The sequence below is a fragment of the Variovorax stachyos genome, from assembly GCF_051400855.1.
Lineage (GTDB): Bacteria > Pseudomonadota > Gammaproteobacteria > Burkholderiales > Burkholderiaceae_C > Variovorax.
Genome location: NZ_JBLFFN010000002.1, coordinates 349,240 through 374,656, shown reverse-complemented (window position 1 = coordinate 374,656; position 25,417 = coordinate 349,240). Strand labels below are relative to the sequence as shown.

The following is a 25,417-nucleotide window of genomic DNA, read 5'->3' as shown; positions in this document are numbered from 1 at the left end:
CCTCTGGCTACGGTGCTATTCGTCTTCGGAGCGGCCGTGCGACTCATGCCGACACCTCCTCGCCCAGGTACGCTTCCTTCACGGCGGCGTTGCGGCGGATTTCCTCGGGCGTGCCGGTGGCGATCACCTCGCCGTACACCAGCACGCTGATGCGGTCGCTGATGGCGAACACCACCTGCATGTCGTGCTCGACGATGAGCAGTGCGCGGCCGCGCGTCACGGAGCGGATCAGCTCCGCGGTGTACGCCGTCTCCTCGTTGGACATGCCGGCCATCGGCTCGTCCAGCAGGATGGCCTTCGGATCGGAGGCGAGTGTCATCGCGATCTCCAGCGAGCGCTGCTCCGAGTAGGACATCTCCCCCGCGATGGTGGCGGCGCGGTGCTGGAGCCGCACCTGCTCCAGCAGCTGTTCGGTCTCTTCGCGGATGCGCGCATCGCGGGCAATCAGCTTCCACAGGTTGTGCTGCAGGCCGTGCGGGCGCATCACCGCGAGCCGCAGGTTTTCGAACACCGTCAGCTTCGGAAAGATGTTGGTGATCTGGAACGAGCGCGACAGGCCCAGCCGGTTGACCTCCTGCGGGGGCTTGCCGTCGATGCGGCGGCCGTCGAACACGATCTGGCCCGCGCTCGGCGCGAAGTGGCCCGAGATGAGATGGAACACGGTGGACTTGCCAGCGCCGTTGGGCCCGATCAGTGCATGGCGCTCGTCCGGGCGCAGCTCGAGATCGACGCCGCGGATGATCTCCGTCTGGCCGAACGATTTGCGCACGCCGCGCAGGCTCAGGATGGCCTCGGTCACAGGGCCACCTCCGCGCCGCGCGCCGCGGTGCCCATGCCGCGCCCGCCCGCGCCCTGGAGCGTTTCCACGCCCCGTCGCACGGCGTAGACGAGTGCCCCGCCGCAGGCAAGAAGCGCCGCCGGGACCGCCCACGTCGATACATCGGACGGCAACCACGAGCGGCCGAACAGCGCGATGGCGGGCCACGCCGCGCCGGGGTTGGCGCCGGCCAGCGCACGGTAGTCCTGCGAGAACATGCGCTGCAGCAGCTCCACCGCGAAGGCGGTCCCTGCCGTCAGCAATGCCGCGGCAACCATCCACGCGAGCAGCATCGGCACCAGCCGCGCCACGCCGATCTGCCGGCGCAGCTGCGAGGAGGCGCGGAACAAGCCGGCAAGCCCCTCCGGCATGAACAGCATCACCAGCACGAAGAGCGTGCCCTGGTAGAGCAGCCACGACTGCGTCAGGTCCGACACGGCGTAGCCGAAGAAGGTCATCAGCGAGGCGCCCAGCGCCGGCCCGAGGAACACCTTGACCCCGCCGATGTAGGTGTTCAGCACAACGGCGGCCGACAGCTGCGCATCGAGGACGACGTAGTTGGCCGCCTCGTTGTTGATCACCTGCAGGCCGCCCGCGATGCCGGAGAACATGGCGGAGATGGAGAACACCAGCACACCGAGCCGGTGCACGTCGTAGCCAAGAAAGCGCAGCCGGTGCCCGTTCTCGCGCAGGCCGAGCGCGAGCCGGCCGACCGGCGTCAACGTGTACACGTAGAGGAGCGCCAGCGACACCAGCACCCATGCGAGCGTCAGGTAGTAGACCTGCGTGGTCGAGCCGAAGGTGATCCCCATCGAGGGCATGCGCATCGACGAGATGCCCGCCTCGCCGCCGAACAGGCCCTTGAGGTGCGGTGCCAGCGCATGCAGCAGTTCCGCGATGGCCAGCGTGATCATCGCGAAGTAGGTGCCGGTGCGCTGCGTGGCAAACCAGCCGGCGATGGCGCCGATCGCCAGCCCGCCCAGTGCGCCTGCCAGCGGCAGCAGCGGGGTCGGCAGCAGCCCGGTCCCGCCGACGGCGTTCATGGCATGGACGGTCGCGAACGCGCCCACGCCGAAGTACGCCGCATGGCCGAAGGACAGCATGCCCGCCTGACCGCACAGCACGTTGTAGGCGCTGGCGAACAGCGCGGCGATCAGCATCTGGATGGCGGCATTCACCAGCCCCTGCGACAGCAGCAGCGGCACGCAGGCCAGCAGCAGCACGGCCAGGCCAATGCCGAAGACACGCGAGAAGGACGTCATGGTGTCAGCCCTTCTCGCCGAGCAGGCCGCCGGGCCGCACCAGCAGGATCAGCAGCATCAGCGCGAAGGGGATCGTCGCGGCCAGGCTCGACACCTTCAGCGTCAGCAGCCCGCCCACGCCTTCGGCCCACGCGCGCGCCCCCACCAGCGCGAAGGCGTCAGCCAGCGTCGCGTCGACCGCGACGGCCAGCGAAGTGATGACCCCGATGAGCAGCGAGGCCAGCATGGCGCCTTCCAGCGAGCCGAGGCCACCGACCACCACCACCACGAAGACCATCACGCCCAGCTCCAGCGCCATGTTCGGATTGGTGGTGTAGAACGCACCCGCGACGGCACCCGCCAGCCCGGCCAGCGCCGCGCCGACGCCGAACACGCCCATGAACACCAGCGGTACGTTGTGCCCCAGCGCCTCGGCCATGCGGGGCCGGTAGATGGCCGAACGCACGACGATGCCGACGCGCGTGCGCGTGAGCAGCAGGTAGATGGCGACGAACATCGCGACCGCCACCGCGCCCATCAGCAGCCGGTACACCGGATAGTCCGCGTGGCCGAGCGTGAAGGCGGCAAGGTCCAGCGACTTCGGGACGCGGTAGTTGACCGGGTAGTTGCCGAAGAACAGCTTGACCAGCTCGGCGATGATGAACGACAGCCCGAAGGTCAGCAGCAGCTCGTGCGCGTGGCCGTGGTGATGCACGCGCCGCAGGAAGAAGCGCTCCACCACCGTGCCGACCAGGCCCACGAGCAGCGGCGCCACCGCCAGTGCGCCGAAGAAGCCCAGCACGTCCTGCAATGCGTAGGCGAAGTAGGCGCCGAGCATGTAGAACGAGGCATGCGCGAAATTGAGGATGCCCATCATCCCGAAGATGAGCGTGAGGCCGGCCGAGACCATGAACAGCAGCAAGCCGTAGATGATCCCGTTCAGCAGCGAAACGATGAGGGTGTCCATGTGCCTTTGACTGCGAGTGGGCCGGCCGCGCGGGCCGGCTGCCGGTGGATCAGGCGGGCCGCTGCATCTTGCAGCTGGCCTGCGCGGGCGTCGCCGCTTCGGCCGCCGAGAACAGCTTCACCGGCTTGAAGCCCATGTCCGTGTCGTCGGCCTTGTACTTGGCGTCCTTCGCCACCGTGGAGACGACCATCGGCAGCAGCACCTGGTGGTCGGCTGCGCGCATGCTCATCTCGCCCATGGGCGTCTTGATCTTCGCGGTTTCGATGGCGGCGGCCAGCGCGTTGACGTTCAGCTTGCCGCCTTCGGCCTTCACGCGCTTGAGCGCATCGGCCACCATGGCCAGGCCGAAGACGGTCTGCGGCTCGGTCGCGGCGGGCAGGTGCCCGCTCCTGGCCTTGTAGTCGGCGACAAAGCGCTCGCCCTCGGCGCCGCCGGACTCGGCATTGAAGGTGTGGGCGACGAAGTGCCCGATCGCCAGCTCGCCCGCGTTGGCGATGTTGCCCGGCTGGTCCAGGAAGATGGTGCCGAAGCGCGCCTTCAGGCCCGCGGCCTTGGTGGCCTTCATCAGCAGCAGCAGGTCGTTCGACCAGTTGCCCGTCATTACCGTGTCGGCCTTCGCCGCGCCGATCTTCGCCACGTACGGCGCGAAGTCCTGGATCTTGTTCACGTCGTGCAGCGTCTTCTCCACCACCTGGTAGCCGCTGAGCGCGGCGTTGTCTGAAATGGCCTGCTCCATGTCCTGGCCCCAGGAGTAGTTCTGGTTGATCGCGTACACGCGCGAACCCAGCGCGTTGGCCTGCTTCATCGCCAGCACCAACGCCTTGGTGCGGACCTGGGCGTTGCCGCTGAAGCGGAAATGATGGAAGTGGCACTTGTCGCCGGTCAGCTCCAGCGCCTCGGCGCCGACGTTCACGTAGATCATCTCCTTGCCGGGGTTGCGCAGGTTGTGCTTGCGCACGTCCTCCGTGATCTGCCCGCCGACGGCCGACGATGCGCCCTGCACCACGACGTGGACGCCGTCTGCGATGGCGGCCTTCAGCTTGTCGGCCGCACCCGCCGGGCCGCCCTGGTTGTCGTACTCGAGCAGTTGCACCGGCTGGCCGTTCCAGCCTCCTTCGGCGTTCATCCGCTCGACCGCATACCGGGCCGCCGCACGGTACGTCTGCCCGGACGCGGCCTGCGGCCCTGAAAGCGTTTCGATGACGCCGATCTTCACGGGGTCGGCATAGGCCGCACCCGAGGCCATGCAGGCGGCGATGGCGGCGAGGGAAAAATGGCGAAGCGATTGCATCAAGGTCTCCTTTTGAACTGAATGGGTCGAAGCGGCGCCCGCGGGCAACCTCACTCACAGGTATTCGACGTTCGCGTCGACGCTTACCGCCTGGCCGGTGACGTTGCGTGCCGCCGGGGCGCAGAGGAACAGCGCCATGGCAGCCACGTCCTCGGCCGTCACCATGCGGCGCAGCGACATCTTCTGGATGTACTGCTCGCGCACGGCGTGCGTGCTGAGGCCGGACGCCGCCGCGCGCGCCGCGATGACGGCGTTCATGCGATCGCCCTCCACCGTTCCGGGCAGGATGGCGTTGACGCGCACGCCGTGCGGCCCCAGCTCGATCGCCAGCGACTTCATGAGGCCGACCACCGCCCACTTGGTGGATGCGTAGGGCGTGCGGTAGGCGTAGCCCAGCCGCCCCGCCACCGAGCTCATCGCGATGACGCAGGGATTGGCCTTCGATGCCTTCAGCAGCGGGATCGCCCGCCGCGCAAAGAGAAACTGGCTGTTCAGGTTGACCGCTACCGTCCGCTCCCACATCACGGCATCGATGCTTTCGATGGTGGCCGTGGGCCCGGCGATGCCGGCGTTGTTGACGAGCACGTCCAGGCCGCCGAGCGTGCCGCGGACGTCGTCGAAGACGAGGTCGACTTCGCTTTCGACGGCGGCGTCGGCCATGCTGCTGGTAATGCCGGGGATCTCGCTGGACAGGCGGTCCAGGGCCGCGCGGTCGATGTCGCACACGTGCACGTGCGCGCCGGCTTCGCTGAAGGCGCGGGCCACCACCGCACCGATGCCGCTGGCACCGGCCGTCACGAGCACTCTCAGGCCGGGTTCGGGCCTGAGCGAATCAAGAATGGTCATGGGGTGACTTTCGCGGACAGGCCGGCAGCAACCAATGTCTCGCCGCCACACTGCCTCGCCGCTTCCGGTGTGCCCGGAAGACTTCGCGAAAACCCTAGTGGGCCGCCACAGCCCATTCGCTCACGTGCCGCCTCGCCGACGAGCCGCGCTCTAAGCGCAAGGCTCTGCTAGCCTCTGCCCCCGCCGCTGGAACTTCAGGCGGCGCAAGGAGCAAACGAATGGCAAGCGAGGTGGGTTCGGAGGGCATCGAAGAGATCGGCTGCGACCTCATCAGGATGCTGCACCAGGGCGCGTCGGCCGACGAATTCGCGGCACGGCTCGCGCAGGTCGAGGCACTGGCCGCGCAGGGCCCGGGCCGCTCGGGCTGGAGCGAGGTGGTGCGCATGGCGATGGGCGTGCGCAACCGGCTGGACCTGTGGCAGCAACGCGAGAGCGGCATGCTGACCGTGATCGAATCGGCGCGCGAGCTCTCCAGCCGGCTCGACCTGAAGGAGCTGCTGCGCGCCATCGTCTCTCGCGCGCGCAACATGCTGGGCTCGCAGGTGGCGTGGCTATCGACGTACGACCCCGAACTCGCCGCCTTCCACGTGCTGGCCACCGACGGCGCGCTGGCGCAGAGCACCGGGGCCATGGTGGCCGGCCGCGGCCTCGGCATTGTCAGCGTCGTGCTGGCCACGCGCCTGCCCTTCACGACGCCGGACTACCTGCACGACACGCGCTTCCCGCACGACCCGCAGTTGGACGCCACCTTCCGCGACGAAGGCATCGCCGCCGTGGTCGGGGTGCCGATGCTGTGGGAGGACGAGGTCATCGGCCTGCTCTTCGTTGCGGACCGCTACCACCGCACGCACACGGCGCAGAGCATCTCCATCCTGTCCACCCTGGCGACGCATGCGGCTGTGGCCGTCAAGAACGCCAGAGCGTTCGAGCAGGCCAGCGCGGCCGTGAAGAGCGCCGAGGCCGCGCGGGCGGAACTCGAGCGGCACGCACGCAAGGTGCAGGCCGCCGCCGAGGCACACGAGCAGATGACGACGCTGCTCGCCAAGGGAGCGTCCCTCGGGACGCTGTGTGAGTCGGTCGCCGGCTTGATGGAAGGCAGCGTGCTGGTGCTGGACGAAGCGGCGCAGGTCATCGCCGGCGGCACCGCGCCTGGCTACGCCGGATCGGGCGCGGAGCACTATGCGCCGCACGGCGACAACAGCAGCGCACTCGCGAGCGCGCTGCGCCACAGCCGCCAGCTGGGCCGCTCCGTGGTGGCCTACGAGGCGGACGGCGAGTCCTGCAGGGTCAACGCGGTGATCGGCGGCGATGACGTGCTCGGTTCCGTCCTGCTGTTCCGCCGCGGCGAGCTCGACGAGATGTCGGTCCGCACCTTCGAGCGCAGCACCAGCATCGTGGGCATCGTCCTGCTCTCCCGGGATCGGATGGAGGCGACCAAGACGCGCGATCTCTCGACGCTGCTGCGCTCGCTGCTGTCGCCGCGGCAGGACGACCTGGCCATCCTCTGCGAACGCGCGGCACGGTTCGGCGTGGACCTCTCGCAGCCCAGCTCGCTGATGCTGGTGGATATCGGCGAGCCTCACGCGGGCCACGCCGCACGCCGCCTGCGTGCCGCGAACCTCCTGCCCCATGCCTTGTTCGACGACATCGATGGCGTGCTCACCGTTCTTTGCGCGACGACGAGGGCCGAGGACGTGCGCCGCATCGTGGCCGAGCATGCCAGGGCCGAGTTCCCGGCCGACCACCGCGGCATTCTTTCCAGGCCGCTTTCCGGGCCCGCGGAAATCCCCGCCGTGTACGTGACGCTGCGGCGCGCGTTGCCCGTGCTGCGCCGCATCGGCATTCAAGGCCACGTGGTCGCGCAGAACGAAATGGCGCTGTACTCCACGCTGTTCGAGACGCACGACCAGGTGAGCCTTGCGGCGTTCCTGGAGGCGACCATCGGCGCGCTGACGGCCCACGACCAGAAGCGCGGCTCGGAGCTCGCGTCGACCTTGCTCAACTACTTCGACAGCAACCAGAACGCGAAGCTGACGGCGCAGCGCCTGGGCATCCACGTCAACACGGTGCGCCAGCGCCTGGCCACCATCGAGGACCTGATCGGCCACTGGGGCAACGCCACCCGCGCGCTGGAGATCCACATGGCGCTGCGGCTGTGGAGCCTGAGCGCCTAGTGTGTCGTCCGCGCGCGCTGCTCAACGGGTTGAAATGCGCGCCGCCTCCGGCGTCGCGTCGAACACGATGCGCGAGGGCCAGGGGCGCCATGCCGTCCCGAGCGCCGGGTGGTTCGGATCGCCGCTCTGCGCGAACGCACCCAGGCTCTTCATCATGGCCTCCGACAAGGCCATGCGCCCGGGCCGATTGGCCTTGGTGAACGAGATGTTGGCGAACAGCGAGGGACCGAAGTTGCCGAAGACGAAAGGCAGGTCGAACGCGTGCGCGGCGCCGAAGATGTCGTCGAAGGGCTTGGGCAGTTCGTCCCAGTCGAATTGGTAGAGCCAGATCGACGACTGCTGGCTCTGCAGCGCATTCAGCATGTCGTCGCGAATCGCCATGAACCAGATGCGGTTGAGTTCCTGCGCACGTGCGTTGAAGCCCGTCCCCGGCGTGTCGACCGGCAGGTACTGCGCCGGAATCCAGTCTTCGGTGCGCGTCGTGGGCGGCCCTTCCGGGTCGTGGCTTTGTGCGATGGAGAAGACGCGGGCATCGTCGATGAGCCGCCCGCTCACGCCGCCGAGGCTGGGTCGCAGCGCGAACAGGCCCGGGAACAGCTTGGTCTCGTCGCGCGTGCTGCCGGCGAGCACCGGCACTTTCACATAGCGGCCGGCGCGGACGCTGGCGATCGGGTCGGTCGCCACCACCGTTCCATCCGGGATCGGGTTGGACGCGGACATGCCCAACGGCGCCAGCCGGGTGCGGACGGTGGTCAGCAACGCATCGGGCGACTTGCCGCGGAGGTACTCGGCGATCTGCTGCGGCGTGCGGCTGGCCAGGTAGGCCCTGGCCGCGGCTTCGTCCGGCACCATGCCGTCGGCGATCAGCGAGTGCGCCAGCAGGGCCTGGCCGCGCGTGGCCCACACGGATGCCGGGAGCACGCCCGGTATCGAGCCGGGCGGAAGCGTGGCGGCCGTGGAGAGCCCGCCGCTGAGCGCCACTACGCGGTGGAAGAGCTGGGGCGATCTGCCGCTGAGCATCGGCGAGGTCATCAACGCGTACACGTTGACCGCCCCCGCCGATTCACCCATCAAGGTGACGCGGCCCGGGTCGCCGCCGAAGCTGGCGATGTTCTTCTGCACGAACTCCAGCGCTTTCACCAGGTCCAGCAATGCGAAGTTGCCGGAGTCGTCCGCGGGGACGCCGGGCTTGAGCTGGGCGAGATTGAGGAAGCCGAAGATGCCCAGACGGTAGTTGACCGAGACCACCACCGCGTCGGCAGTGCGCGCGAGATGGGCTCCGTCGTACACCGGGTCGGCGGTGTACCCGGTGATGTTGCTGCCGCCGTACACCCACACGATGACCGGGCGCGGCGCGGCCGAGCGCGCGGCCGGTTCCCAGATGTTGAGGGTCAGGCAGTCTTCGGAGCCCAGCGTCTGCCCGAGCGTCGCGCCGATCGTGGCGTCGTACCGGTTGTTCAGGCCGGGGCCGTAGAGGCGCCCGGTCTGCACGCAGGCGGGACCGAAGTCCGTTGCGCGCCGCGCCGTGGTCCAGGGCTCGGGATCGACGGGCGCCCTCCACCGCAGCGGCCCCACGGGTGCCTTCGCGAAGGGCACGCCCTTCCAGCTGTAGGTGCCCGTGGTCGCGCGATCGTCGGTGCCGCTCACCGGGCCGAAGGCCGTGCTGCGCTGGGTCGCGGACATCGTGCCCGCAGTATGGGAACAGGCCTGCAGCAGCAGGAGCGCGACGCCCGCCAGCAGGCCGCGGACAAGGCAGATTGCAAAGCGCGTCTGCACGGCTATTCGCCCTTGATGCCCACCTTGGCGATCAGGTCGCCCCACTTGCGGGACTCGTCGTCGATGAACTTGCGGAACTCCGCGGCGGTGCTGCCGCTGGGCTCCAGGCCTTGCGCCAGCAGCTTCTGCTTGATGTCCGGGTCCGCCAGCGCCTTGGCCGTTGCGGCCTGCAGGCGATCGACCACCGGGCGCGGCGTGGTGCCCGGCACCATGAAGCCGTACCAGCCGGACGCCACCACGCTCGGGAGGCCTTGCTCGCGCAAGGGCGGCGCGTCGGGGTACAACGCGCTGCGCGCCGTCGCGGCCACGCCGAGCACGCGCAGCTTGCCGGCCTGTATGTGCGGCAAGGCGGTGGTGATCGCCGTGAGAGTCGCATCCACCCGGCCCGCCAGCAGCTCGGCATAGGCCGGCGCATCGCCGCGGAAATGGACGATGACGCCCTTGATGCCGGCGTCCCTCAAAAGCAGCTCAGCCGCCAGATTGGGCTGGGAGCCTGCGCCCGGCGAGCCGATGTCGAGGCCGCTGGGTTTGGTCTTTCCGTGGGCGATGAGGTCCTGCGCAGTCCTGAAGCCGGACTGCGCATTGACGACCAGGAACAGCGGCGCCATGGCGACCAGCGCGACCGGCTGCAGATCCTTGCGCGTGTCGAACTTCTGCTTGCCGTACAGCGCTTCGGCGGTCGCGTACGGTGCCGCGGCATAGAGCACGGTGTAGCCGTCGCCGGGGGCATGCGCCACGAGTTCATTGGCCAGGCGCGTGCCCGCGCCCGGCTTGTTCTCGACCACGACCTGCTGGCCCAGGTTCTTGCCCAGGTAGTCCGCCAGGATGCGGGCCGAGATGTCGTTCGCGCCGCCGGCACCGTAGGGCGAAATGAGCCGGATCGGGCGCGAAGGCCACGCATCCTGAGCGTAGGCGAACGATGCGGGGCCGGCCGAGAGGCAGGCTGCGGCAGTGCCCAGCAGGGACCGGCGTGTGAACTTCATGGTGTCTCCTGATCGGGCCGTCACGGCAGCCCGGGCAGCAACGCTAAGGCGTGGCGGGGCTATCGGGCAAGACGCTTTTTCCGAGCAATCTATCGGATGACCTTATAAGTGCCCACCGCGCCGAGCGACGCCGCTGCTGCTGCAGCATGAAAGGGCAAGTTGTCATTGCCGCTCACCTATCATCTGCGCCGATAACTGTCGCCGGGTGCGACGGAGGCTTCGGGATGACGATGCATGTGACGCTGCGCCAGTTGCAGGCCTTCGTGGCCGTGATGGAGGCCGGCAGCTTTTCGGAAGCCGCCGCGGCGATGCACCTCTCGCAGGCGGCGCTCAGCGGCCTCATCCGCGAGCTCGAAAGCCGCGTCGGCGTGCGCCTGCTGGACCGCACCACGCGCAGCGTGTCGCCGTCCGCCGTCGGCGAAGCCTTCGAGCCCATGGTGCGCCGCGTGCTGGCCAGCCTGGACGAAGCGCTCGACAGCCTGAGCAACCTCAAGGACCTGCGGCGCGGCGTGGTCCGGCTGGCCGCACCGGAGCCCTTGTCCTGCACCTTGCTGCCAGAGCTGATTGCCAGCTACACGGCCAGCCATCCGGGCATCGACGTGCGCTTCGAGGACGTGCCGATCGAACTCGTCCTGGCCGGGCTGCAGAACGGCAGCACGGATGTGGGCTTCGGACCGGCAGGCGTGGCGGCGGACGACGCCATCGAGGCGCACGTGCTCTGGGCCGACCCGCTGTGGGTGGCGCTGGCGCCGGGTGATCCGCTGGCGGACGCCGCTTCGGTGAGCTGGAAGGACCTGCGCGCCACGCCGGTGATCAACTACATGCCGAACTTCGCTCCGCACGTGCTGAGCCAGGTGCCGGTGCGCAATCATCCGCGCAAGATCGTGCCCGTGCACCGGGTGAACACCGCGCTGTCGATGCTGCAGGTCACACGCGGCGCGGTCGTCTGCCCCTTCATCACGGAGCCCTTCGTGCGAGGCTTCGGGCTTGCCTTTCTGCCGCTGCTGCAGCCCCAGGTGAGCTGGCGCGTGGCCATGTTCGTGCGCCGCGGACTGTCGGTCTCGCCGGCGGTCGAGAGCTTCCTGCTCTTCGCGCGCGAATTCACGCGCGAGAAGGCGACCGGCAGCGCCGTCGGCCGCGGTCGCTAGATCTTCGGCGACCCGCCTCCACACCGCCGTGATAAATCGGCTGTGCTTATCAATCGGTCGGAAATCTCAGTTTGTCCGATAGTTCATCGGCCGCTACCTTTCGCAGCTTCACCCTCCTCCAAACTGAAGCACCCCGTGGCCACGTCAAACCTGGACTCCTTCTTCACGCCCCGCTCCATCGCCATCTTGGGCGCCTCCGCCACGCCCCGCAAGATCGGCGCGGCGCCGCTTCGCTACCTCATCGACCAGGGCTACGCGGGAGAGATCTACCCGATCAACCCGAGCGCGCCGGAGGTACAGGGACTGCGCGCCTACCGCAACCTGCGCGACGTGGGCCAGCCGATGGATCTCGCGATCTTCGCCATTCCCGCCCAGCTGACGGAAGCCGCCTTGGAGGACGCGATCGCCGCAGGCGTCAGGAACATCGTGATCTTCACCGGCGGCTTCGCTGAGGCCCGGCCCGAAGGCGCCGAGGCGCAGCGCCGCATCATGGCGCGCGCGCGTGCCAACGGCATCCGGGTGCTGGGGCCCAACTGCCTCGGCTTCATGAATGCAAGCCGTTCTGTGTACGCGACTTTTTCGCCGGTGCTGGCGACGGGATTGGCACCGGCCGGGACGGTCGGCATCGTCACGCAGAGCGGCGCATTCGGCGCCTACGCCTACGGCATGGCACGCGAGCGCAACGTGGGACTCTCGACCTGGATTGCCACCGGCAACGAAGGCGACATCGACGTGGCCGAATGCATCGCCTGGATGGCGCAGGACCCCGCGACGCGCGTCATCATGGCCTACATGGAAGGCTGCAACGACGGCGCCAGGCTCAAGCGCGCGCTCGGCCTGGCACGCTCGGCCGGCAAGCCGGTCGTCATCGTCAAGGTCGGCCGGACGCCGCTCGGCGCCATGGCGGCGGCCTCGCACACGGCGGCGTTGGCCGGCGACGACGCCGCCTTCGACGCGCTCTTCCGGCAGTACGGTGTCTGGCGGGCCCGCACGATCGACGAGTTCTTCGATGTCGCGCATTGCCTGGCGGTGTCGGGCATGCCGGCGAACGGCAAGGTCGGCTTGCTCACCGTCTCCGGCGGGGTGGGCGTGCTGCTCGCCGACGCTGCGGCGGAGGCCGGACTCGACGTGGCGCCGCTGCCGGAACAGGCACAGCAACGGATCCTCGATCGCGTACCCTTTGCCGCCACCCGCAATCCGGTCGACGTGACGGGCCAGGTCACCTCCGAGATCGACCTTCTCGAAGTTGCTGCCAACGCCATGCTCGGCGATGGCGGCTACGGCAGCCTGCTCGTGTTCCTCGCGGCCGCGGGTCTCACGCCTGCGATGCAGGAGATCCAGCTGAAGCTTGCCCGCGACCTGCGCCGCGATTTTCCGGGCCGCCTGGTGATGTTCAGCACCCTGGCCGACCCGGCGCAGCAGCGCGCGCTGGAACAACTCGGCTGCCTCACCTTCACGGACCCGAGCCGCGCCATCCGCGTGCTCGCGGCCATGAACTTCTTCCGGGAGCAAGGCGAGCACGCGAGCACTGCTCCCGCCTGCGCCGCCGCCGGATTCATCGCGCTGCGGCCAGGCACGTACAACGAGGCCGATGCACTGGAACTGCTGCAAAGCCACGGCGTGCCCGCGGTGCCGATGCGCCGCGCGCGCACGCACGACGAAGCCGTCGCCGCCGCGGAGGAACTCGGCTATCCCGTGGCGATGAAGATCCTGTCCGCCGACATCACCCACAAGAGCGATGTCGGCGGAGTCGCACTAGGCGTGGCCGATGCCGCGAGTGCCGGCGCCGCATACGGCCGGATCGTGGATGCGGCCCGCATCGCCGCGCCCGAGGCCCGGATCGACGGCGTCCTTGCCGCGAAGATGGTGCGCGGCGTCGAATGCATCCTCGGCGTGCACCGCGATCCGGTCCTCGGCCATGTCGTGATGCTCGGCGCCGGCGGGGTGAACGTGGAGCTGCTGCGGGACGTCAGCTTCCGCATCGCGCCGGTGGACCTCGAGCAGGCGCGCCGCATGGTCGGCGAGCTCAAGACGGTGGCCCTGCTGCAGGGCTTCCGGGGCGCGCCCAAGGCCGACGTCGAGGCGCTCGCGCAAGCGATCGTCCGGCTGTCGGAGTTCGCCATCGCCGCAGGCGATGCCCTCGAATCCGTGGACGTGAATCCCTTCGCCGTGCTGCCGCAAGGCGAAGGGGCGCTTGCGCTGGATGCAGTCGTCGTGGGGCGCTGCCCTGAGCAAGGCTCCCCCACCGTGCGCGATCAGGTGATCGAGACGCTGCCGCTCTTCGAGATGGCCCGGATGCGGTCCGCGAACACCGCCCGCCGGCATGCGTTGGAAGGCTTCGCAGGCGACGGCCCGGGCTCCACGATGCGGTGGGTCAACCAGTTCACGCACACGCGCAAGCTGATCTCGCCCGACGACAAGGAAGTCGTGACGCCGAACAACGACACCTTGTTCACCAACGCCTGGCTCGATCTCTCCGCGGGACCCCTGGTCATCCAGGTGCCGGAGATGGGGGAGCGCTACTGGGTGCTCGGCTTCCTGGACGCATGGACCAACCCCTGGGCCTATGCCGGCCGGCGCACGACCGGCGGTGCGCAGCAGCGCCTGTTCGTGCACGGCCCCGATTGGAAGGGGCCGGTGCCGGACGGGATGCATCGCATCAGCGCGCCGGGCCACGACGTGTGGGTCATCGGGCGCATCCTGGTCGATCACGACGACGAGGACCTGGCGCGCGTTCATGCGCTCCAGGACCGTTTCGGCATCTCCCGGCCGGATGGGTCATCCGCGCTGACTCGGCTCGATGTGCTGCTCGACGGTCGGCGTCCGGGCGTGCCGGACGCCGACGATTACCTGCGCGTCATCGAGCGCATGCTGGAGCGCAACCCTCCCCCGCGGCCCGTCCCCGGCTGGCCGCCTGCCGCCGCGGCGCTCGAGGAGGCGCTTCCCCGCGTCTACGCCGAACTGCGCGAGGCGGACGCACGTTCCGAACTGGGCGGCGGCTGGACCACGGCCGTGCACGTGCGCACGCATTTCGGCGAGGACTTCGCCACCCGCGCCCGCGTCGCCCGCAACTGGATCGGCACATTGGGCATCGAGGAAGCCATGTACGTGATGGCCGAGGTCGATGCGCAAGGCCGCGTGCTGGATGGAGCACACCGTTACACGCTGAGGTTTCCGGGGACGGGCATGCCGGAGGTCGACACCTTCTGGTCGATCACGCTCTATCGCCGTGAAGACTGCCTGCTGGCACGCAACCCGATCAACCGGCATTCCATCGGCGACCGCACACGCGGCCTGCTTCGCGATGCCGACGGCGGCTTGACGCTTGCGATCCAGGCGGACGATCCCGGCCCGGGAAAGAACTGGCTGCCCGCGCCGGCGGGAGAGAGCTTCTACCTGACCTTGCGGCTCTACCAGCCGCGCCGGGCCCACCTGGAGGGCACCTTCAGCTATCCACCGGTGCAGCGCGTGGATTGAGGCATGGCCGGCCATCTGGTTTATTGACCTGCGGGGGCAAAGGTTCTCCACTAACAGTTGTGCAGAAATCGCCCCCGCCTCCCCTGGCACATCCGCCTGCCAGGCAGCAGATCCGTTTCGCGCGCGGCCACGACGGCGTGCGGCTGGCCTACGCCGTGTGCGGCCAGGGTCCGCTGCTGATCAAGGCGGCCACCTGGCTGTCGCACCTCGAGTTCGACTGGGAAAGCCCGGTGTGGCGCCACGTGCTCGACGGGCTGTCCGCCAACGCCACCTTCGTGCGCTACGACGAACGCGGCTGCGGCCTGTCGGACTGGGACGTCGAGGACCTGAGCTTCGAGAGCTGGCTGCGCGATCTCGAAACGCTGGTCGACGCGCTGGGGGCCGAGCGCTTCGGCCTGCTGGGCATCTCGCAGGGCGCGTCCATCGCCATCGCCTATGCCGCCCGGCATCCCGATCGGGTAAGCCACCTGGTGCTGCACGGCGGCTATGCGCGCGGGCGCCTGGTGCGCAACCCCACGCCCGAGCAGCGCGAGGAGGCCGAGATGATGCGCAAGCTCGCCCAGCTGGGCTGGGGCAAGCAGGACACCGCCTTCCGCCAGTTCTTCACGAGCCAGTTCATCCCCGGCGGCACGCCCGAGCAGCATCGCTGGTTCAACGAGCTGGAGCGCATCTCCACCTCGCCGGCCAACGCCGCGCGCTTCATGCGCGAGTTCGACCACATCGATGTCGTAGCCCGTTTGGCCGAGGTGCGCTGCCCCACGCTGGTGCTGCACAGCACGCGAGACGTCCGCGTGCCCTTCGCCGAGGGGCGGCTGATCGCGAGCGCGATTCCCGACGCGCGCTTCGTGCCGATCGACAGCGGCAACCACCTGATCCTCGCGCACGAGCCGGCCTGGGCCCACTGGCTGGCCGAGGTGCGGCGCTTCCTGGGCGAGACGGCGCCTGCGCGCGACCCGATGTTCGAGACCCTGACCGCCCGCGAACGCGCGATGCTCGAACTGCTGGCCCAGGGCCGCGACAACGCCCAGATCGCGGCGACGCTCGGGCTGTCGGAGAAGACCGTGCGCAACCGCCTGACCAGCGTGTTCGCCAAGCTGGAAGTCGACAGCCGCGGCCGCGCGATCGTGCTGGCGCGCGAATCGGGCTTCGGCAAGCTGAACGCCTGAGCGCAGCCTCGGCGCGTGGCGCAAATCTTCAATACCACGCGGGCGGCGCTGCCTATCCTCGGCCTCAACGCCTTCCTCGCCCTCGATCGGATCACGCCATGTTCACCAGGATCATCCACCTCGCCGCCGTCGCCGTTCTCGTCACGCTCGCGCTGCAGACGCCGCCGGCGCAGGCCATCGATTCGGCCTCCCTGCCCTCCTCGATCCGCCTTGCCAATGCCCGGGCGCTGATCGAGGCCAAGGACTGGAAAGGTGCCATCGCCGAGCTGCAGGGCGTGGATGCCCCCAACGATGCCGACTGGAACAACCTGATGGGCTTCAGCCACCGCAAGGCGAAGAAGCCGGACTACGTGGCGGCCGAGCGCTTCTACGACGCCGCCCTGCGCATCGAGCCGAGCCACCGGGGCGCCCTCTCGTATTCAGGCGAGCTCTACCTGGTGCTGGGTAATCTGCCGAAAGCCGAGCAGCGGCTGACGACATTGAAGCTGGTCTGCAACAACGCCTGCCTCGAGCAGGACCGGCTGGCCCAGGCGATCGCGCGCTACAAGGCCGCCGGCAAGTACGTGCCGGACCCCGGGGAGTCCGCGCAAGGCAGCGCGCGCGCTGCGCAGTGAACGGATCTCGCGCAAAGGCTCCGCTCAGCCGTGCAGGGGCCAGCGCGCCAGCACCTCGTGCCGGCCCTGGCCGATCAGGCTTCGCACCAGCACGAACTCGTTCACGGTCCAGGTGATCGGCTCGATCGCGCGCCGGGCCACATGGGTGTCGTCGTACAGCAGCGTCAGGTGCGGCGTGTATTGGGCGGCACCGCCGTCGTCTTCCCCGGCCCGCGCCATCGCCTTGCACAGGGTCTGCCGGAATGCCTTTGCGGCGATCACGCCTTCCTCGCCCAGCAGCACCAGCGGCATGTTGCTCGGCCTGCGGGAGAAACTGCCCACGCGGTCGAAGCCGACCTTGAACGTGGGGATGACCGCGAGCGCCTGGGCCGCCGCGCAGGCCGCATCGATCAGCTCCCGGGGCAGGCCCGGGAAGGCGCCCAGGTGGAGCAGCGTGACGTGGAAGCGCGAGGTGCCGAGGGCCCTGCCCTTCAGTCCATGGTCGTGGCGCAGGTCCGCGATCAAGCGCTCGATGCGGGCGATGGCCGGTGCATCCGGCAGCAGCGCGAAGAACAGCCGGTCGGTGTTCGGCGGCGCGGGCGCGACGCCCTCCAGCGAGGGCTGCTGCGCGCCGCGCCCAGGTGTCACGACTCGTCGCCGCGCGCCTCCAGCGCACGGTTGATGCTCAGCGCCGCCAGCGTGCAGGCGGCACCCGACAGCAGGTAGACGCTGACGTAGGCCAGCCCGAAATTGGCCGACAGGCCCAGCGCCACCAGCGGCGCGAAAGCCGCGCCGATGAGCCAGGCCAGATCCGCGGTCAGCGCGGCGCCGGTGTAGCGGTACTTGCGGGCGAAATTGGCGGTCACGGTGCCGGAGGCCTGGCCGTAGGAAAGGCCCAGCAGCACGAAGCCGACCAGCATGAACACGTCCTGGCCCAGGGTGCCGCCGCCCAGCAGCGTCGGCGCGAAGCCGCTGAAGACGGCGATCATCACGGCCAGGGTGCCCAGGGTGCGGCGCCGGCCCACGCGGTCGGCGATCCAGCCCGAAGCGACGATGCCGCCCGCCGCGAGGAAGGCACCGGCAATCTGGATCATGAGGAACTCGGTGATGGACTGGTCCGAGTAGAGCCGGATCCACGACAGCGGGAACACCGTGACCAGATGAAACAGCGCGTAGCTCGCGAGGGCTGCGAAGGCGCCGATCAGCAGGTTGCCGCCCTGGGTGCGCACCAGTTCGATCACGCTGGTGGGCTCGAGCTCGCCCTCTTCCATCAGCTGCTCGTACTCGTGCGTGACCACCAGCCGAAGGCGCGCGAACAGCGCCACGACGTTGATCGCGAAGGCCACGAAGAAGGCATAGCGCCAGCCCCATGCGAGGAAATCGTCGAAGGACAGGCTGGCCCACAGGAACGCGAACAGGCCGCTGGCCACCACGAAGCCCAGCGGCGCGCCGAGCTGGCCCAGCATCGAGTACCAGCCGCGCCGGTTCGGCGGCGCGTTCATCGCGAGCAGCGAAGGCAGGCCGTCCCACGAGCCGCCGAGCGCCAGGCCCTGGCCGACGCGGAAGATCGACAGCAGCACGATGGACAGCGCCCCCGCGCTCTCGTAGCCCGGCAGGAAGGCGATGCCGACCGTGGAAGTGCCCAGCAGGAACAGCGCCATGGTGAGCTTGGTGGCGCGCCCCCAGCGGCGCTGCACGTGCATCGAGATCACCGTGCCGATGGGCCGCGCGATGAATGCGAACGAGAAGATGACGAAGGCGTAAAGTGTGCCCTCCAGCCGCTGCTCGAAGGGAAAGAACAGGGCCGGGAAGACCAGCACCGAAGCGATGCCGTAGACGAAGAAGTCGAAATACTCGGACGCGCGGCCGATGACCACGCCGACGGCGATCTCGCCGGGCGCGACCTTGGAATGGTCGGCGGTGATGAGCCGGGCGTCCCTCTCGAGGGCGTCGGACGAGGGTTCGGGATGGGTGTGACTGATGCTGGACATCGCGGTGCTATGGATTCAGGGAGCCTTGCAAGAGCCTTCAGGGTCGCATCAGATGCAGTTTTGCGCCATAGGACAAAACGTCCAATCGCCAAGCGCCCCCGATGGGGATACATTTTGCGCGCATTGGCCATCCGCGTTTTCCCGCGCTGCGTGCTTCTCATCCCATCCTGGCATGTCACTCCTACCCATCCTCCGCCGGTCGGCCCTGCTCGTTCTCGCCCTGCTGCTGGCGGGCTGCAACATGGTGGTGCTGAATCCGTCGGGGGACATCGCCGCCCAGCAGGGCCGGCTGGTCGTGATCTCCACCCTGCTGATGCTGCTGATCATCGTGCCGGTGATCGCGCTGACGCTGCTGTTCGCATGGCGCTACCGCCAGTCCAACACCGAGGCGACCTACAAGCCCGACTGGGACCATTCCACCCAGCTCGAGCTGGTGATCTGGGCCGCCCCGCTGCTGATCATCATCGCGCTCGGCGCGCTGACCTGGATCAGCACCCACACGCTGGACCCCTACCGCCCGCTGGACCGCATCGCCGAAGGCCGCAAGGTGCCCGAGGGCGCGCAGCCGCTGGTGGTCGAGGTGGTCGCGCTCGACTGGAAGTGGCTCTTCTTCTACCCTGAACAGGGCATCGCGACCGTGAACGAAATGGCCGCGCCGGTGGACCGGCCGATCCAGTTCAAGATCACCGCCTCCTCGGTCATGAACTCCTTCTACGTGCCCGCGCTGGCCGGCCAGATCTATGCGATGCCCGGCATGGAAACCAAGCTGCACGCGGTCATCAACCAGCCCGGCGTGTACGACGGTTTCTCGGCCAACTACAGCGGCGCCGGCTTCTCGGGCATGCGCTTCAAGTTCCACGGCGTGCAGGGTGCCGAGTTCGAGAGCTGGGTGCAGAAGGCCAAGGCCGAAGGCAAGACGCTCAGCCGCGACGACTACCTGAAGCTCGAGCGCCCGAGCGAGCGCGAGCCGGTACGCCGCTACGCGAGCGTCGCGCCGGGGCTGTACGACGCCATCCTCAACCGCTGCGTGGAGCCCGGCAAGATGTGCATGCGGCAGATGATGGCCGTCGATGCCACCGGCGGCGCCGGCAAGGCCGGCCTCTCGCCCCAGGCCCTCACCGCAGTGCCGCGCGGCGAGCAGGGGCTGCCGATGCGCACCGTCGCCACCGAGCTCTGCACGGCCGACAACCCGACCGGCGCGCCGCTGCCCGCGCGCATCACGATCCAGTAACCCCGCAACCGCGATGCCCGACACCCCCGACCTGACGAAGTTGATCTTCGGCCGCCTCACCTGGGAGGCCTTCCCCTACCACGAGCCCATCCTGGTGGCGACCTTCGCTGCCGTGGTGCTGGGCGGCCTCGGCATCGTGGGCGCGATGAGCTACTACCGCGCCTGGGGCACGCTCTGGCGCGACTGGATCACCAGCATCGACCACAAGAAGATCGGCGTGATGTACATCGTGCTGGGGCTGGTGATGCTGCTGCGCGGCTTCGCCGACGCGATCATGATGCGGCTGCAGCAGGCCATCGCCTTCGGCGACAACGCGGGCTACCTGCCGCCGCACCACTACGACCAGATCTTCACGGCGCACGGCGTGATCATGATCTTCTTCGTCGCCATGCCGCTGGTCACCGGCCTCATGAACTACGTGGTGCCGCTGCAGATCGGCGCGCGCGACGTGGCCTTCCCCTTCCTCAACAACTTCAGCTTCTGGATGACGACCATGGGCGCGATGCTGGTGATGGCGTCGCTGTTCATCGGCGAGTTCGCCAAGACCGGCTGGCTGGCCTATCCGCCGCTGTCGGGCATCCTCTACAGCCCGGACGTGGGGGTGGATTACTACATATGGTCATTGCAGATCGCGGGGGTCGGGACCTTGCTCTCGGGGGTGAACCTGATCGCGACCATCGTCAAGATGCGCGCTCCCGGCATGAGCCTGATGAAGATGCCGGTCTTCACCTGGACCGCGCTGTGCACCAACGTGCTGATCGTCGCCGCCTTCCCGGTACTGACCGCCGTGCTGGCACTGCTGTCGATGGACCGCTACGTCGGCACGAACTTCTTCACCAACGAGCTCGGCGGCAACCCGATGATGTACGTCAACCTCATCTGGATCTGGGGCCATCCGGAGGTGTACATCCTGATCCTGCCGATCTTCGGGGCCTTCTCCGAGATCGTGTCGACCTTCAGCCGCAAGCGCCTGTTCGGCTATGCCTCGATGGTGTACGCGACGGTGGTGATCACCATCCTGTCGTACCTGGTGTGGCTGCACCACTTCTTCACGATGGGTTCGGGCGCGAGCGTCAACTCCTTCTTCGGCATCACCACGATGATCATCTCGATCCCGACGGGGGCCAAGATCTTCAACTGGCTGTTCACGATGTATCACGGCCGCATCAAGTACGAGGTGCCGATGCTGTGGACCATCGGCTTCATGGTGACCTTCGTGATCGGCGGGATGACGGGCGTGCTGCTGGCCGTGCCGCCGGCCGACTTCGTGCTGCACAACAGCCTGTTCCTGATCGCGCACTTCCACAACGTGATCATCGGCGGCGTGGTGTTCGGCGCCTTCGCCGCGATCACCTACTGGTTCCCCAAGGCCTTCGGCTTCAAGCTCGACCCGTTCTGGGGCAAGTGCGCCTTCTGGTTCTGGCTGGTGGGCTTCTACTTCGCCTTCATGCCGCTGTACGCGCTGGGGCTGATGGGCGTGACGCGGCGCCTCAGCTACATCGAAGACCCTTCGCTGCAGATCTGGTTCCAGATCGCGGCCTTCGGCGCCTTCCTGATCGCGCTGGGCATCCTGAGCTTCCTCATCCAGCTGGTGGTGAGCTTCATGCGCCGCGAGTCGCTGCGCGACACCACCGGCGACCCGTGGAACGGCCGCACGCTGGAGTGGTCGACCTCCTCGCCGCCGCCGGCCTACAACTTCGCCTTCACCCCGCGCATCCATGACAACGATGCCTGGTGGGACATGAAGCAGCGTGGCTACCAGCGGCCGGTGGAGGGCTTCGCGCCCATCCACATGCCGAAGAACACCGCCGCGGGCTTCGTGCTGTCGGTGATCAGCGCGGTGATGGGTTTTGCGCTGATCTGGCACATGTGGCTGATCGCCGGCGTGTCCTTCGTCGTGCTCATCCTCGCGACCATCGTCCACACCTTCAACTACAAGCGCGACTACCACATCCCCGCGGACGAAGTCATCCGCACGGAAGCGGCGCGCACCCGACTGCTGGCCGGCCATGCCTGAGATCACCGCTCCCTCCACCCCTGTCGCGGCCCGCTTGGCGGACCGTCCGGTGTTCCTCGTGACCGAGGAGCACCACCCGCAGAACGGCACGCTGCTGGGCTTCTGGCTCTACCTGATGAGCGACTGCCTGGTGTTCGCCTGCCTGTTCGCCATGTACGGCGTGCTGGGCCGCAGCTACGCGGCGGGTCCTTCGGGCGCCGATCTGTTCGACCTGCCGCTGGTGGCGGTCAACACCGCGCTGCTGCTGCTGTCCTCCATCACCTACGGCTTCGCGATGCTGGAGATGCTGAAGAAGCGCAAGGGCGGCACGCTGCTCTGGCTGGCCGTCACCGGCCTCTTGGGCGCGGGCTTCATCGGCATCGAGCTCTACGAGTTTTCCCACCTGCTGCACCAGGGTGCGGGGCCGCAGCGCAGCGCCTTCCTGTCGGCCTTCTTCACGCTGGTGGGCACGCACGGCCTGCACGTCACCTTCGGCATCATCTGGCTCATCACGCTGATGATCCAGGTCGGCAAGCACGGCCTGATCGCCGAGAACAAGCGGCGCCTCTTCTGCCTTTCGATGTTCTGGCACTTCCTGGACGTCGTGTGGATCGGCGTCTTCACCTTTGTCTACCTGATGGGGAGCCTGCGATGAGCGCGCCGCAGCATCACGACGAGCACCACGGTCACGCCCATGGTCACGGTCACGACGATGACGACGACCACGGCCTGCACATCAGCGCCAAGGGCTACCTCACGGGCTTCGTCCTGTCGGTGATCCTCACGGCCATCCCCTTCTGGCTGGTGATGGGCAAGGTCTTCGAAAGCCCGGGCACCACCGCCTTCGTGATCCTGGGGTTCGCGGCCGTGCAGATTGTGGTCCACATGATCTACTTCCTGCACCTCAATGCGCGCTCCGAAGGCGGCTGGAACATGCTGGCGCTGATCTTCACCATCGTGCTGGTGGTGATCACGCTCAGCGGCTCGCTGTGGGTGATGTTCCACCTCAACCACAACATGATGCCGGCATCCATGCACGAGATGCGCAACATGCCTTGAGCGACACGCCGCCCGACCTGACCCGGGGACCGCGTTCCACGCCGGCGCTGGCGCTGCTCGCCTTCGCCGGCGTTCTTCTTTTCGCACTGTTCGCGGCGCTGGGTGCCTGGCAGCTCGAGCGGCGGACATGGAAGCTGGCACTGATCGAGCGCGTCGAGGCGCGCGTGCATGCCCCGCCGGCGGACGCCCCGCCGCCCGCCGAGTGGCCGCGCATCAACGCGGCCGAACACGAATACCGGCACGTGCGGCTCGAAGGTGTTTTCCTCCATGAGCGCGAGGCCCTGGTGCAGGCCTCGACCCGGCTGGGTCCCGGCTACTGGGTGCTGGCGCCGCTGCGCACCGCGCAAGGCGTGGTACTTGTCAATCGCGGCTACGTGCCGCACGAGCGCCGCGAGCGCGCCACGCGCAGCGGCAACGAGCCCGCGGGCGTTGTCCGCCTCACCGGGCTGCTGCGCATCAGCGAACCCGGCGGCGGCTTCCTGCGCCGCAACGATCCAGCGGCCGACCGCTGGTTCTCGCGCGACGTGCAAGCCATCGCGGCGGCACGCGGGCTGGCGGAGGTCGCCCCTTTCTTCGTGGACGAGGATGCCGCCCCGCCGCAGCCCCCGGGCGCCGAGCCGCAATGGCCGGTGGGCGGCCTGACGGTGATCGCCTTCCACAACAACCACCTGGTCTACGCCCTCACCTGGTTCGGCCTGGCCCTGGGGGTCGCGCTGGCCGCCTGGCTGGTGGCACGCGCCGAGCCCCGCCTGCGCCGGGCGCAGGCACCCGGCGCGACCGGCGCCGCAGACGCAACGCACGATGCAGCCGCGGACTGAAGCCGACGGCACCGGCCTGAAGAACATGCAGCAGCTGATCCAGCTGCGCTGGATCGCGGTGGTCGGCCAGGTCGCGACCATCCTGGTCGTGCACTTCGGCTTGGGCATCCGGCTGCCGCTGGGACCGATGCTCGGGGCGCTGGGCTTCCTCACCATCTTCAACCTGGTCAGCCTGTGGCGCTGGGACCGCAACGAGGACGTGACCGACCTGGAGCTCTTCGTCGCGCTGCTGGCCGACGTCGGCACGCTCACCGTGCAGCTCTACCTGAGCGGCGGCGTCACCAACCCCTTCATCTTTCTCTTCCTGCTGCAGGTCTGCCTGGGCGCGGTGCTGCTGGGGCCGGGTTACTCGCGCACGCTGATCGGCGTCACGGTGGCCTGCTTCGTCGGATTGATCCTGTTCCATCGGCCGCTGGAGATCCCGCCGGAAAACGGCCGCGGCCTCGCCAGCCCCTACATCCAGGGCCTGCTGGTCTGCTTCGCGCTGAATGCCGCCCTGCTGTCCATCTTCATCGCCCGCATCAACCGCAACCTGCGCGCGCGCGACGCCCGCCTGGCCGGCCTGCGCCAGCGCGCCGCCGAGGAGGAGCACATCGTGCGCATGGGCCTGCTGGCCACCGGCGCGGCGCACGAGCTCGGCACGCCGCTGGCCACGCTGGCAGTGATCCTGGGCGACTGGCAGCGCATGCAGCCCTTCGCCGCCGAGCCCGAGCTGCGGCAGGAGATCGAGGAGATGCAGGCGCAGGTTGCGCGCTGCAAGGCCATCGTCAGCGGCATCCTGCTGTCGGCCGGCGAGGCGCGCGGCGAGGCGCCGGCGCACACCACCGTCAACGCCTTCCTCGACGAGCTGGTGGCCGAATGGCGCGCCACGCGCTCGGCCGATGCGCTGGCCTATTCCAACGTGTTCGGCGACGATGTCGCCATCGTGTCGGATTCGGCCTTGAAGCAGACCCTCTACAACGTGCTCGACAACGCGCTGGAGGCCTCGCCCCGCTGGGTCGGCCTGGAGGCCGCGCGCGAAGGCGACTGGCTGCGCCTGACCGTGAGCGACACCGGCCCCGGCTTCGCCCCCGAGATGCTGGCGCAGCTCGGCAAGCCCTACCAGTCGAGCAAGGGCCGGCCCGGCGGCGGGCTGGGCCTGTTCCTGGTCGTCAACGTCGCGCGCACGCTGGGCGGCAGCGTGTCGGCCGAGAACCGCCCCGAAGGCGGCGCGGCCGTGACCCTGCGCCTGCCGCTGGCCGCACTGACCCTGGAGGAGATGCCGCGCCATGGAAGCTGAGCAACGGCTGCTGCTGATCGTCGAGGACGACGCCGCCTTCGCACGCACGCTGAGCCGCTCCTTCGAGCGCCGCGGCTACCAGGTGCTCGTGGCTGCCAGCGCCGAGCAGGTGACGGCGCTGCTGCAGGACCATTCCCCCGGCTATGCGGTGGTGGACCTCAAACTCGCCGGCGGCGCCTCGGGCCTGGCCTGCGTGCAGATGCTGCACCAGCACGACGCCACGATGCTGATCGTCGTGCTCACCGGCTACGCCAGCATCGCCACTGCCGTCGAGGCCATCAAGCTGGGTGCCTGCCACTATTTGGCCAAGCCCTCCAACACCGACGACATCGAGGCTGCGTTCGGCCGGGCGCAGGGCGATGCCGAGGTCGCGCTCACCGAGCGCTCCACCTCGATCAAGACGCTGGAATGGGAGCGCATCCACGAGGTGCTGGCCGAGACGGGCTTCAACATCTCCGAGGCGGCGCGGAGACTGGGCATGCATCGGCGGACGCTGGCGCGGAAGCTGGGGAAGCGGCAGGTCAAGTAGCGGGTGGGCGCAATGCCCTCTCATCCCTTCGGTGA

The 25,417-nt window shown here is 68.6% G+C and carries 21 protein-coding genes; 12 read left to right on the top strand and 9 right to left on the bottom strand.

Annotated elements, in window-relative coordinates:
• Window positions 1-43 precede the first annotated feature (43 nt).
• The 5 genes from ACMGEZ_RS05000 to ACMGEZ_RS04980 are packed head-to-tail and all read right to left on the bottom strand — an operon-like array spanning window position 44 to window position 5,162.
• Window positions 44-799: an ABC transporter ATP-binding protein gene (locus ACMGEZ_RS05000; protein ID WP_436821141.1), complete on the bottom strand. Its 756-nt coding sequence runs from the start codon at window positions 797-799 to the stop codon at window positions 44-46.
• Window positions 796-2,079: a branched-chain amino acid ABC transporter permease gene (locus tag ACMGEZ_RS04995; RefSeq protein WP_436821140.1), complete on the bottom strand. Its 1,284-nt coding sequence runs from the start codon at window positions 2,077-2,079 to the stop codon at window positions 796-798. The genes ACMGEZ_RS05000 and ACMGEZ_RS04995 overlap by 4 nt, the downstream gene beginning before the upstream one ends.
• Before the next feature lie 4 nt (window positions 2,080-2,083).
• On the bottom strand, window positions 2,084-3,025 hold the full coding sequence (locus tag ACMGEZ_RS04990; RefSeq protein ID WP_436821139.1) for a branched-chain amino acid ABC transporter permease: 942 nt from the start codon (window positions 3,023-3,025) through the stop codon (window positions 2,084-2,086).
• Window positions 3,026-3,074: 49 nt separating this feature from the next.
• Window positions 3,075-4,316 carry a branched-chain amino acid ABC transporter substrate-binding protein gene (locus ACMGEZ_RS04985; protein ID WP_436821138.1) on the bottom strand — a complete coding sequence of 414 codons (1,242 nt, stop codon included), beginning with the start codon at window positions 4,314-4,316 and terminating at the stop codon, window positions 3,075-3,077.
• Window positions 4,317-4,370: 54 nt separating this feature from the next.
• The gene (locus ACMGEZ_RS04980) at window positions 4,371-5,162 is read right to left on the bottom strand and encodes an SDR family oxidoreductase (protein WP_436821137.1); all 792 of its coding nucleotides are present in this window, start codon (window positions 5,160-5,162) and stop codon (window positions 4,371-4,373) included.
• 218 nt (window positions 5,163-5,380) lie between these two features.
• On the opposite strand from ACMGEZ_RS04980, the gene ACMGEZ_RS04975 reads away from it, so the two are divergent.
• Window positions 5,381-7,336, top strand: coding sequence for a helix-turn-helix domain-containing protein (locus tag ACMGEZ_RS04975; RefSeq protein WP_436821136.1), 1,956 nt, complete (start codon window positions 5,381-5,383; stop codon window positions 7,334-7,336).
• 21 nt (window positions 7,337-7,357) lie between these two features.
• On the opposite strand, the gene ACMGEZ_RS04970 is transcribed toward ACMGEZ_RS04975, so the two are convergent.
• Entirely contained in the window at window positions 7,358-9,019 is a 1,662-nt protein-coding gene (locus ACMGEZ_RS04970) for a carboxylesterase/lipase family protein (RefSeq protein ID WP_436821370.1), read from the bottom strand.
• A gap of 95 nt (window positions 9,020-9,114) precedes the next feature.
• Window positions 9,115-10,095 (bottom strand): Bug family tripartite tricarboxylate transporter substrate binding protein, encoded by a 981-nt coding sequence (locus ACMGEZ_RS04965; protein ID WP_436821135.1) that lies wholly within the window; start codon window positions 10,093-10,095, stop codon window positions 9,115-9,117.
• Between the two features lie 224 nt (window positions 10,096-10,319).
• Here ACMGEZ_RS04965 and ACMGEZ_RS04960 point away from each other — a divergent pair, with 224 nt between their 5' ends.
• From ACMGEZ_RS04960 to ACMGEZ_RS04945, 4 genes are all read left to right on the top strand, one after another.
• Window positions 10,320-11,243, top strand: a complete 924-nt coding sequence (locus tag ACMGEZ_RS04960; RefSeq protein ID WP_436821134.1) for a LysR family transcriptional regulator — start codon at window positions 10,320-10,322, stop codon at window positions 11,241-11,243.
• A 135-nt stretch (window positions 11,244-11,378) separates the two neighbouring features.
• A complete protein-coding gene (locus ACMGEZ_RS04955; RefSeq protein ID WP_436821133.1) occupies window positions 11,379-14,720 on the top strand; it encodes an acetate--CoA ligase family protein in 3,342 nt (1,113 codons plus the stop codon).
• Between the two features lie 59 nt (window positions 14,721-14,779).
• Window positions 14,780-15,886 (top strand): alpha/beta fold hydrolase, encoded by a 1,107-nt coding sequence (locus ACMGEZ_RS04950; protein ID WP_436821132.1) that lies wholly within the window; start codon window positions 14,780-14,782, stop codon window positions 15,884-15,886.
• A 98-nt stretch (window positions 15,887-15,984) separates the two neighbouring features.
• A complete protein-coding gene (locus ACMGEZ_RS04945; RefSeq protein WP_436821131.1) occupies window positions 15,985-16,500 on the top strand; it encodes a tetratricopeptide repeat protein in 516 nt (171 codons plus the stop codon).
• A 24-nt stretch (window positions 16,501-16,524) separates the two neighbouring features.
• Here ACMGEZ_RS04945 and ACMGEZ_RS04940 read toward each other — a convergent pair whose 3' ends face one another.
• On the bottom strand, window positions 16,525-17,127 hold the full coding sequence (locus tag ACMGEZ_RS04940; protein ID WP_436821130.1) for a 2'-5' RNA ligase family protein: 603 nt from the start codon (window positions 17,125-17,127) through the stop codon (window positions 16,525-16,527).
• Window positions 17,124-18,470, bottom strand: coding sequence for an MFS transporter (locus tag ACMGEZ_RS04935; protein ID WP_436821129.1), 1,347 nt, complete (start codon window positions 18,468-18,470; stop codon window positions 17,124-17,126). Before ACMGEZ_RS04935 ends, ACMGEZ_RS04940 begins: the two co-directional genes overlap by 4 nt.
• Before the next feature lie 172 nt (window positions 18,471-18,642).
• Between ACMGEZ_RS04935 and cyoA the strand changes: the two genes are divergently transcribed.
• From cyoA to ACMGEZ_RS04900, 7 genes are read left to right on the top strand one after another with little or no spacing between them, the layout of a single operon-like run.
• Window positions 18,643-19,701: a ubiquinol oxidase subunit II gene (gene cyoA / locus ACMGEZ_RS04930; RefSeq protein WP_436821128.1), complete on the top strand. Its 1,059-nt coding sequence runs from the start codon at window positions 18,643-18,645 to the stop codon at window positions 19,699-19,701.
• A 13-nt stretch (window positions 19,702-19,714) separates the two neighbouring features.
• Entirely contained in the window at window positions 19,715-21,718 is a 2,004-nt protein-coding gene (gene cyoB / locus ACMGEZ_RS04925) for a cytochrome o ubiquinol oxidase subunit I (RefSeq protein WP_436821127.1), read from the top strand.
• Window positions 21,711-22,352 carry a cytochrome o ubiquinol oxidase subunit III gene (cyoC, locus tag ACMGEZ_RS04920; RefSeq protein WP_436821126.1) on the top strand — a complete coding sequence of 214 codons (642 nt, stop codon included), beginning with the start codon at window positions 21,711-21,713 and terminating at the stop codon, window positions 22,350-22,352. Before cyoB ends, cyoC begins: the two co-directional genes overlap by 8 nt.
• Window positions 22,349-22,756, top strand: coding sequence for a cytochrome o ubiquinol oxidase subunit IV (gene cyoD, locus ACMGEZ_RS04915; protein WP_436821125.1), 408 nt, complete (start codon window positions 22,349-22,351; stop codon window positions 22,754-22,756). The genes cyoC and cyoD overlap by 4 nt, the downstream gene beginning before the upstream one ends.
• The gene (locus ACMGEZ_RS04910) at window positions 22,753-23,574 is read left to right on the top strand and encodes an SURF1 family protein (protein WP_436821124.1); all 822 of its coding nucleotides are present in this window, start codon (window positions 22,753-22,755) and stop codon (window positions 23,572-23,574) included. The genes cyoD and ACMGEZ_RS04910 overlap by 4 nt, the downstream gene beginning before the upstream one ends.
• Window positions 23,558-24,853 carry an ATP-binding protein gene (locus tag ACMGEZ_RS04905; protein WP_436821123.1) on the top strand — a complete coding sequence of 432 codons (1,296 nt, stop codon included), beginning with the start codon at window positions 23,558-23,560 and terminating at the stop codon, window positions 24,851-24,853. Before ACMGEZ_RS04910 ends, ACMGEZ_RS04905 begins: the two co-directional genes overlap by 17 nt.
• Window positions 24,843-25,382 (top strand): response regulator transcription factor, encoded by a 540-nt coding sequence (locus ACMGEZ_RS04900; protein WP_436821122.1) that lies wholly within the window; start codon window positions 24,843-24,845, stop codon window positions 25,380-25,382. The genes ACMGEZ_RS04905 and ACMGEZ_RS04900 overlap by 11 nt, the downstream gene beginning before the upstream one ends.
• The last annotated feature ends 35 nt before the right edge of the window (window positions 25,383-25,417 follow it).

Coding starts and splice junctions, on each gene's coding strand:
- ACMGEZ_RS04995 (WP_436821140.1), bottom strand. CDS start 2,079: ATGACGTCCTTCTCGCGTGTCTTCGGCATTGGCCTGGCCGTGCTGCTG.
- ACMGEZ_RS04990 (WP_436821139.1), bottom strand. CDS start 3,025: ATGGACACCCTCATCGTTTCGCTGCTGAACGGGATCATCTACGGCTTG.
- ACMGEZ_RS04985 (WP_436821138.1), bottom strand. CDS start 4,316: ATGCAATCGCTTCGCCATTTTTCCCTCGCCGCCATCGCCGCCTGCATG.
- ACMGEZ_RS04980 (WP_436821137.1), bottom strand. CDS start 5,162: ATGACCATTCTTGATTCGCTCAGGCCCGAACCCGGCCTGAGAGTGCTC.
- ACMGEZ_RS04975 (WP_436821136.1), top strand. CDS start 5,381: ATGGCAAGCGAGGTGGGTTCGGAGGGCATCGAAGAGATCGGCTGCGAC.
- ACMGEZ_RS04970 (WP_436821370.1), bottom strand. CDS start 9,019: ATGTCCGCGACCCAGCGCAGCACGGCCTTCGGCCCGGTGAGCGGCACC.
- ACMGEZ_RS04965 (WP_436821135.1), bottom strand. CDS start 10,095: ATGAAGTTCACACGCCGGTCCCTGCTGGGCACTGCCGCAGCCTGCCTC.
- ACMGEZ_RS04960 (WP_436821134.1), top strand. CDS start 10,320: ATGACGATGCATGTGACGCTGCGCCAGTTGCAGGCCTTCGTGGCCGTG.
- ACMGEZ_RS04945 (WP_436821131.1), top strand. CDS start 15,985: ATGTTCACCAGGATCATCCACCTCGCCGCCGTCGCCGTTCTCGTCACG.
- ACMGEZ_RS04935 (WP_436821129.1), bottom strand. CDS start 18,470: ATGTCCAGCATCAGTCACACCCATCCCGAACCCTCGTCCGACGCCCTC.
- cyoA (WP_436821128.1), top strand. CDS start 18,643: ATGTCACTCCTACCCATCCTCCGCCGGTCGGCCCTGCTCGTTCTCGCC.
- cyoB (WP_436821127.1), top strand. CDS start 19,715: ATGCCCGACACCCCCGACCTGACGAAGTTGATCTTCGGCCGCCTCACC.
- cyoC (WP_436821126.1), top strand. CDS start 21,711: ATGCCTGAGATCACCGCTCCCTCCACCCCTGTCGCGGCCCGCTTGGCG.
- cyoD (WP_436821125.1), top strand. CDS start 22,349: ATGAGCGCGCCGCAGCATCACGACGAGCACCACGGTCACGCCCATGGT.
- ACMGEZ_RS04905 (WP_436821123.1), top strand. CDS start 23,558: ATGCAGCCGCGGACTGAAGCCGACGGCACCGGCCTGAAGAACATGCAG.
- ACMGEZ_RS04900 (WP_436821122.1), top strand. CDS start 24,843: ATGGAAGCTGAGCAACGGCTGCTGCTGATCGTCGAGGACGACGCCGCC.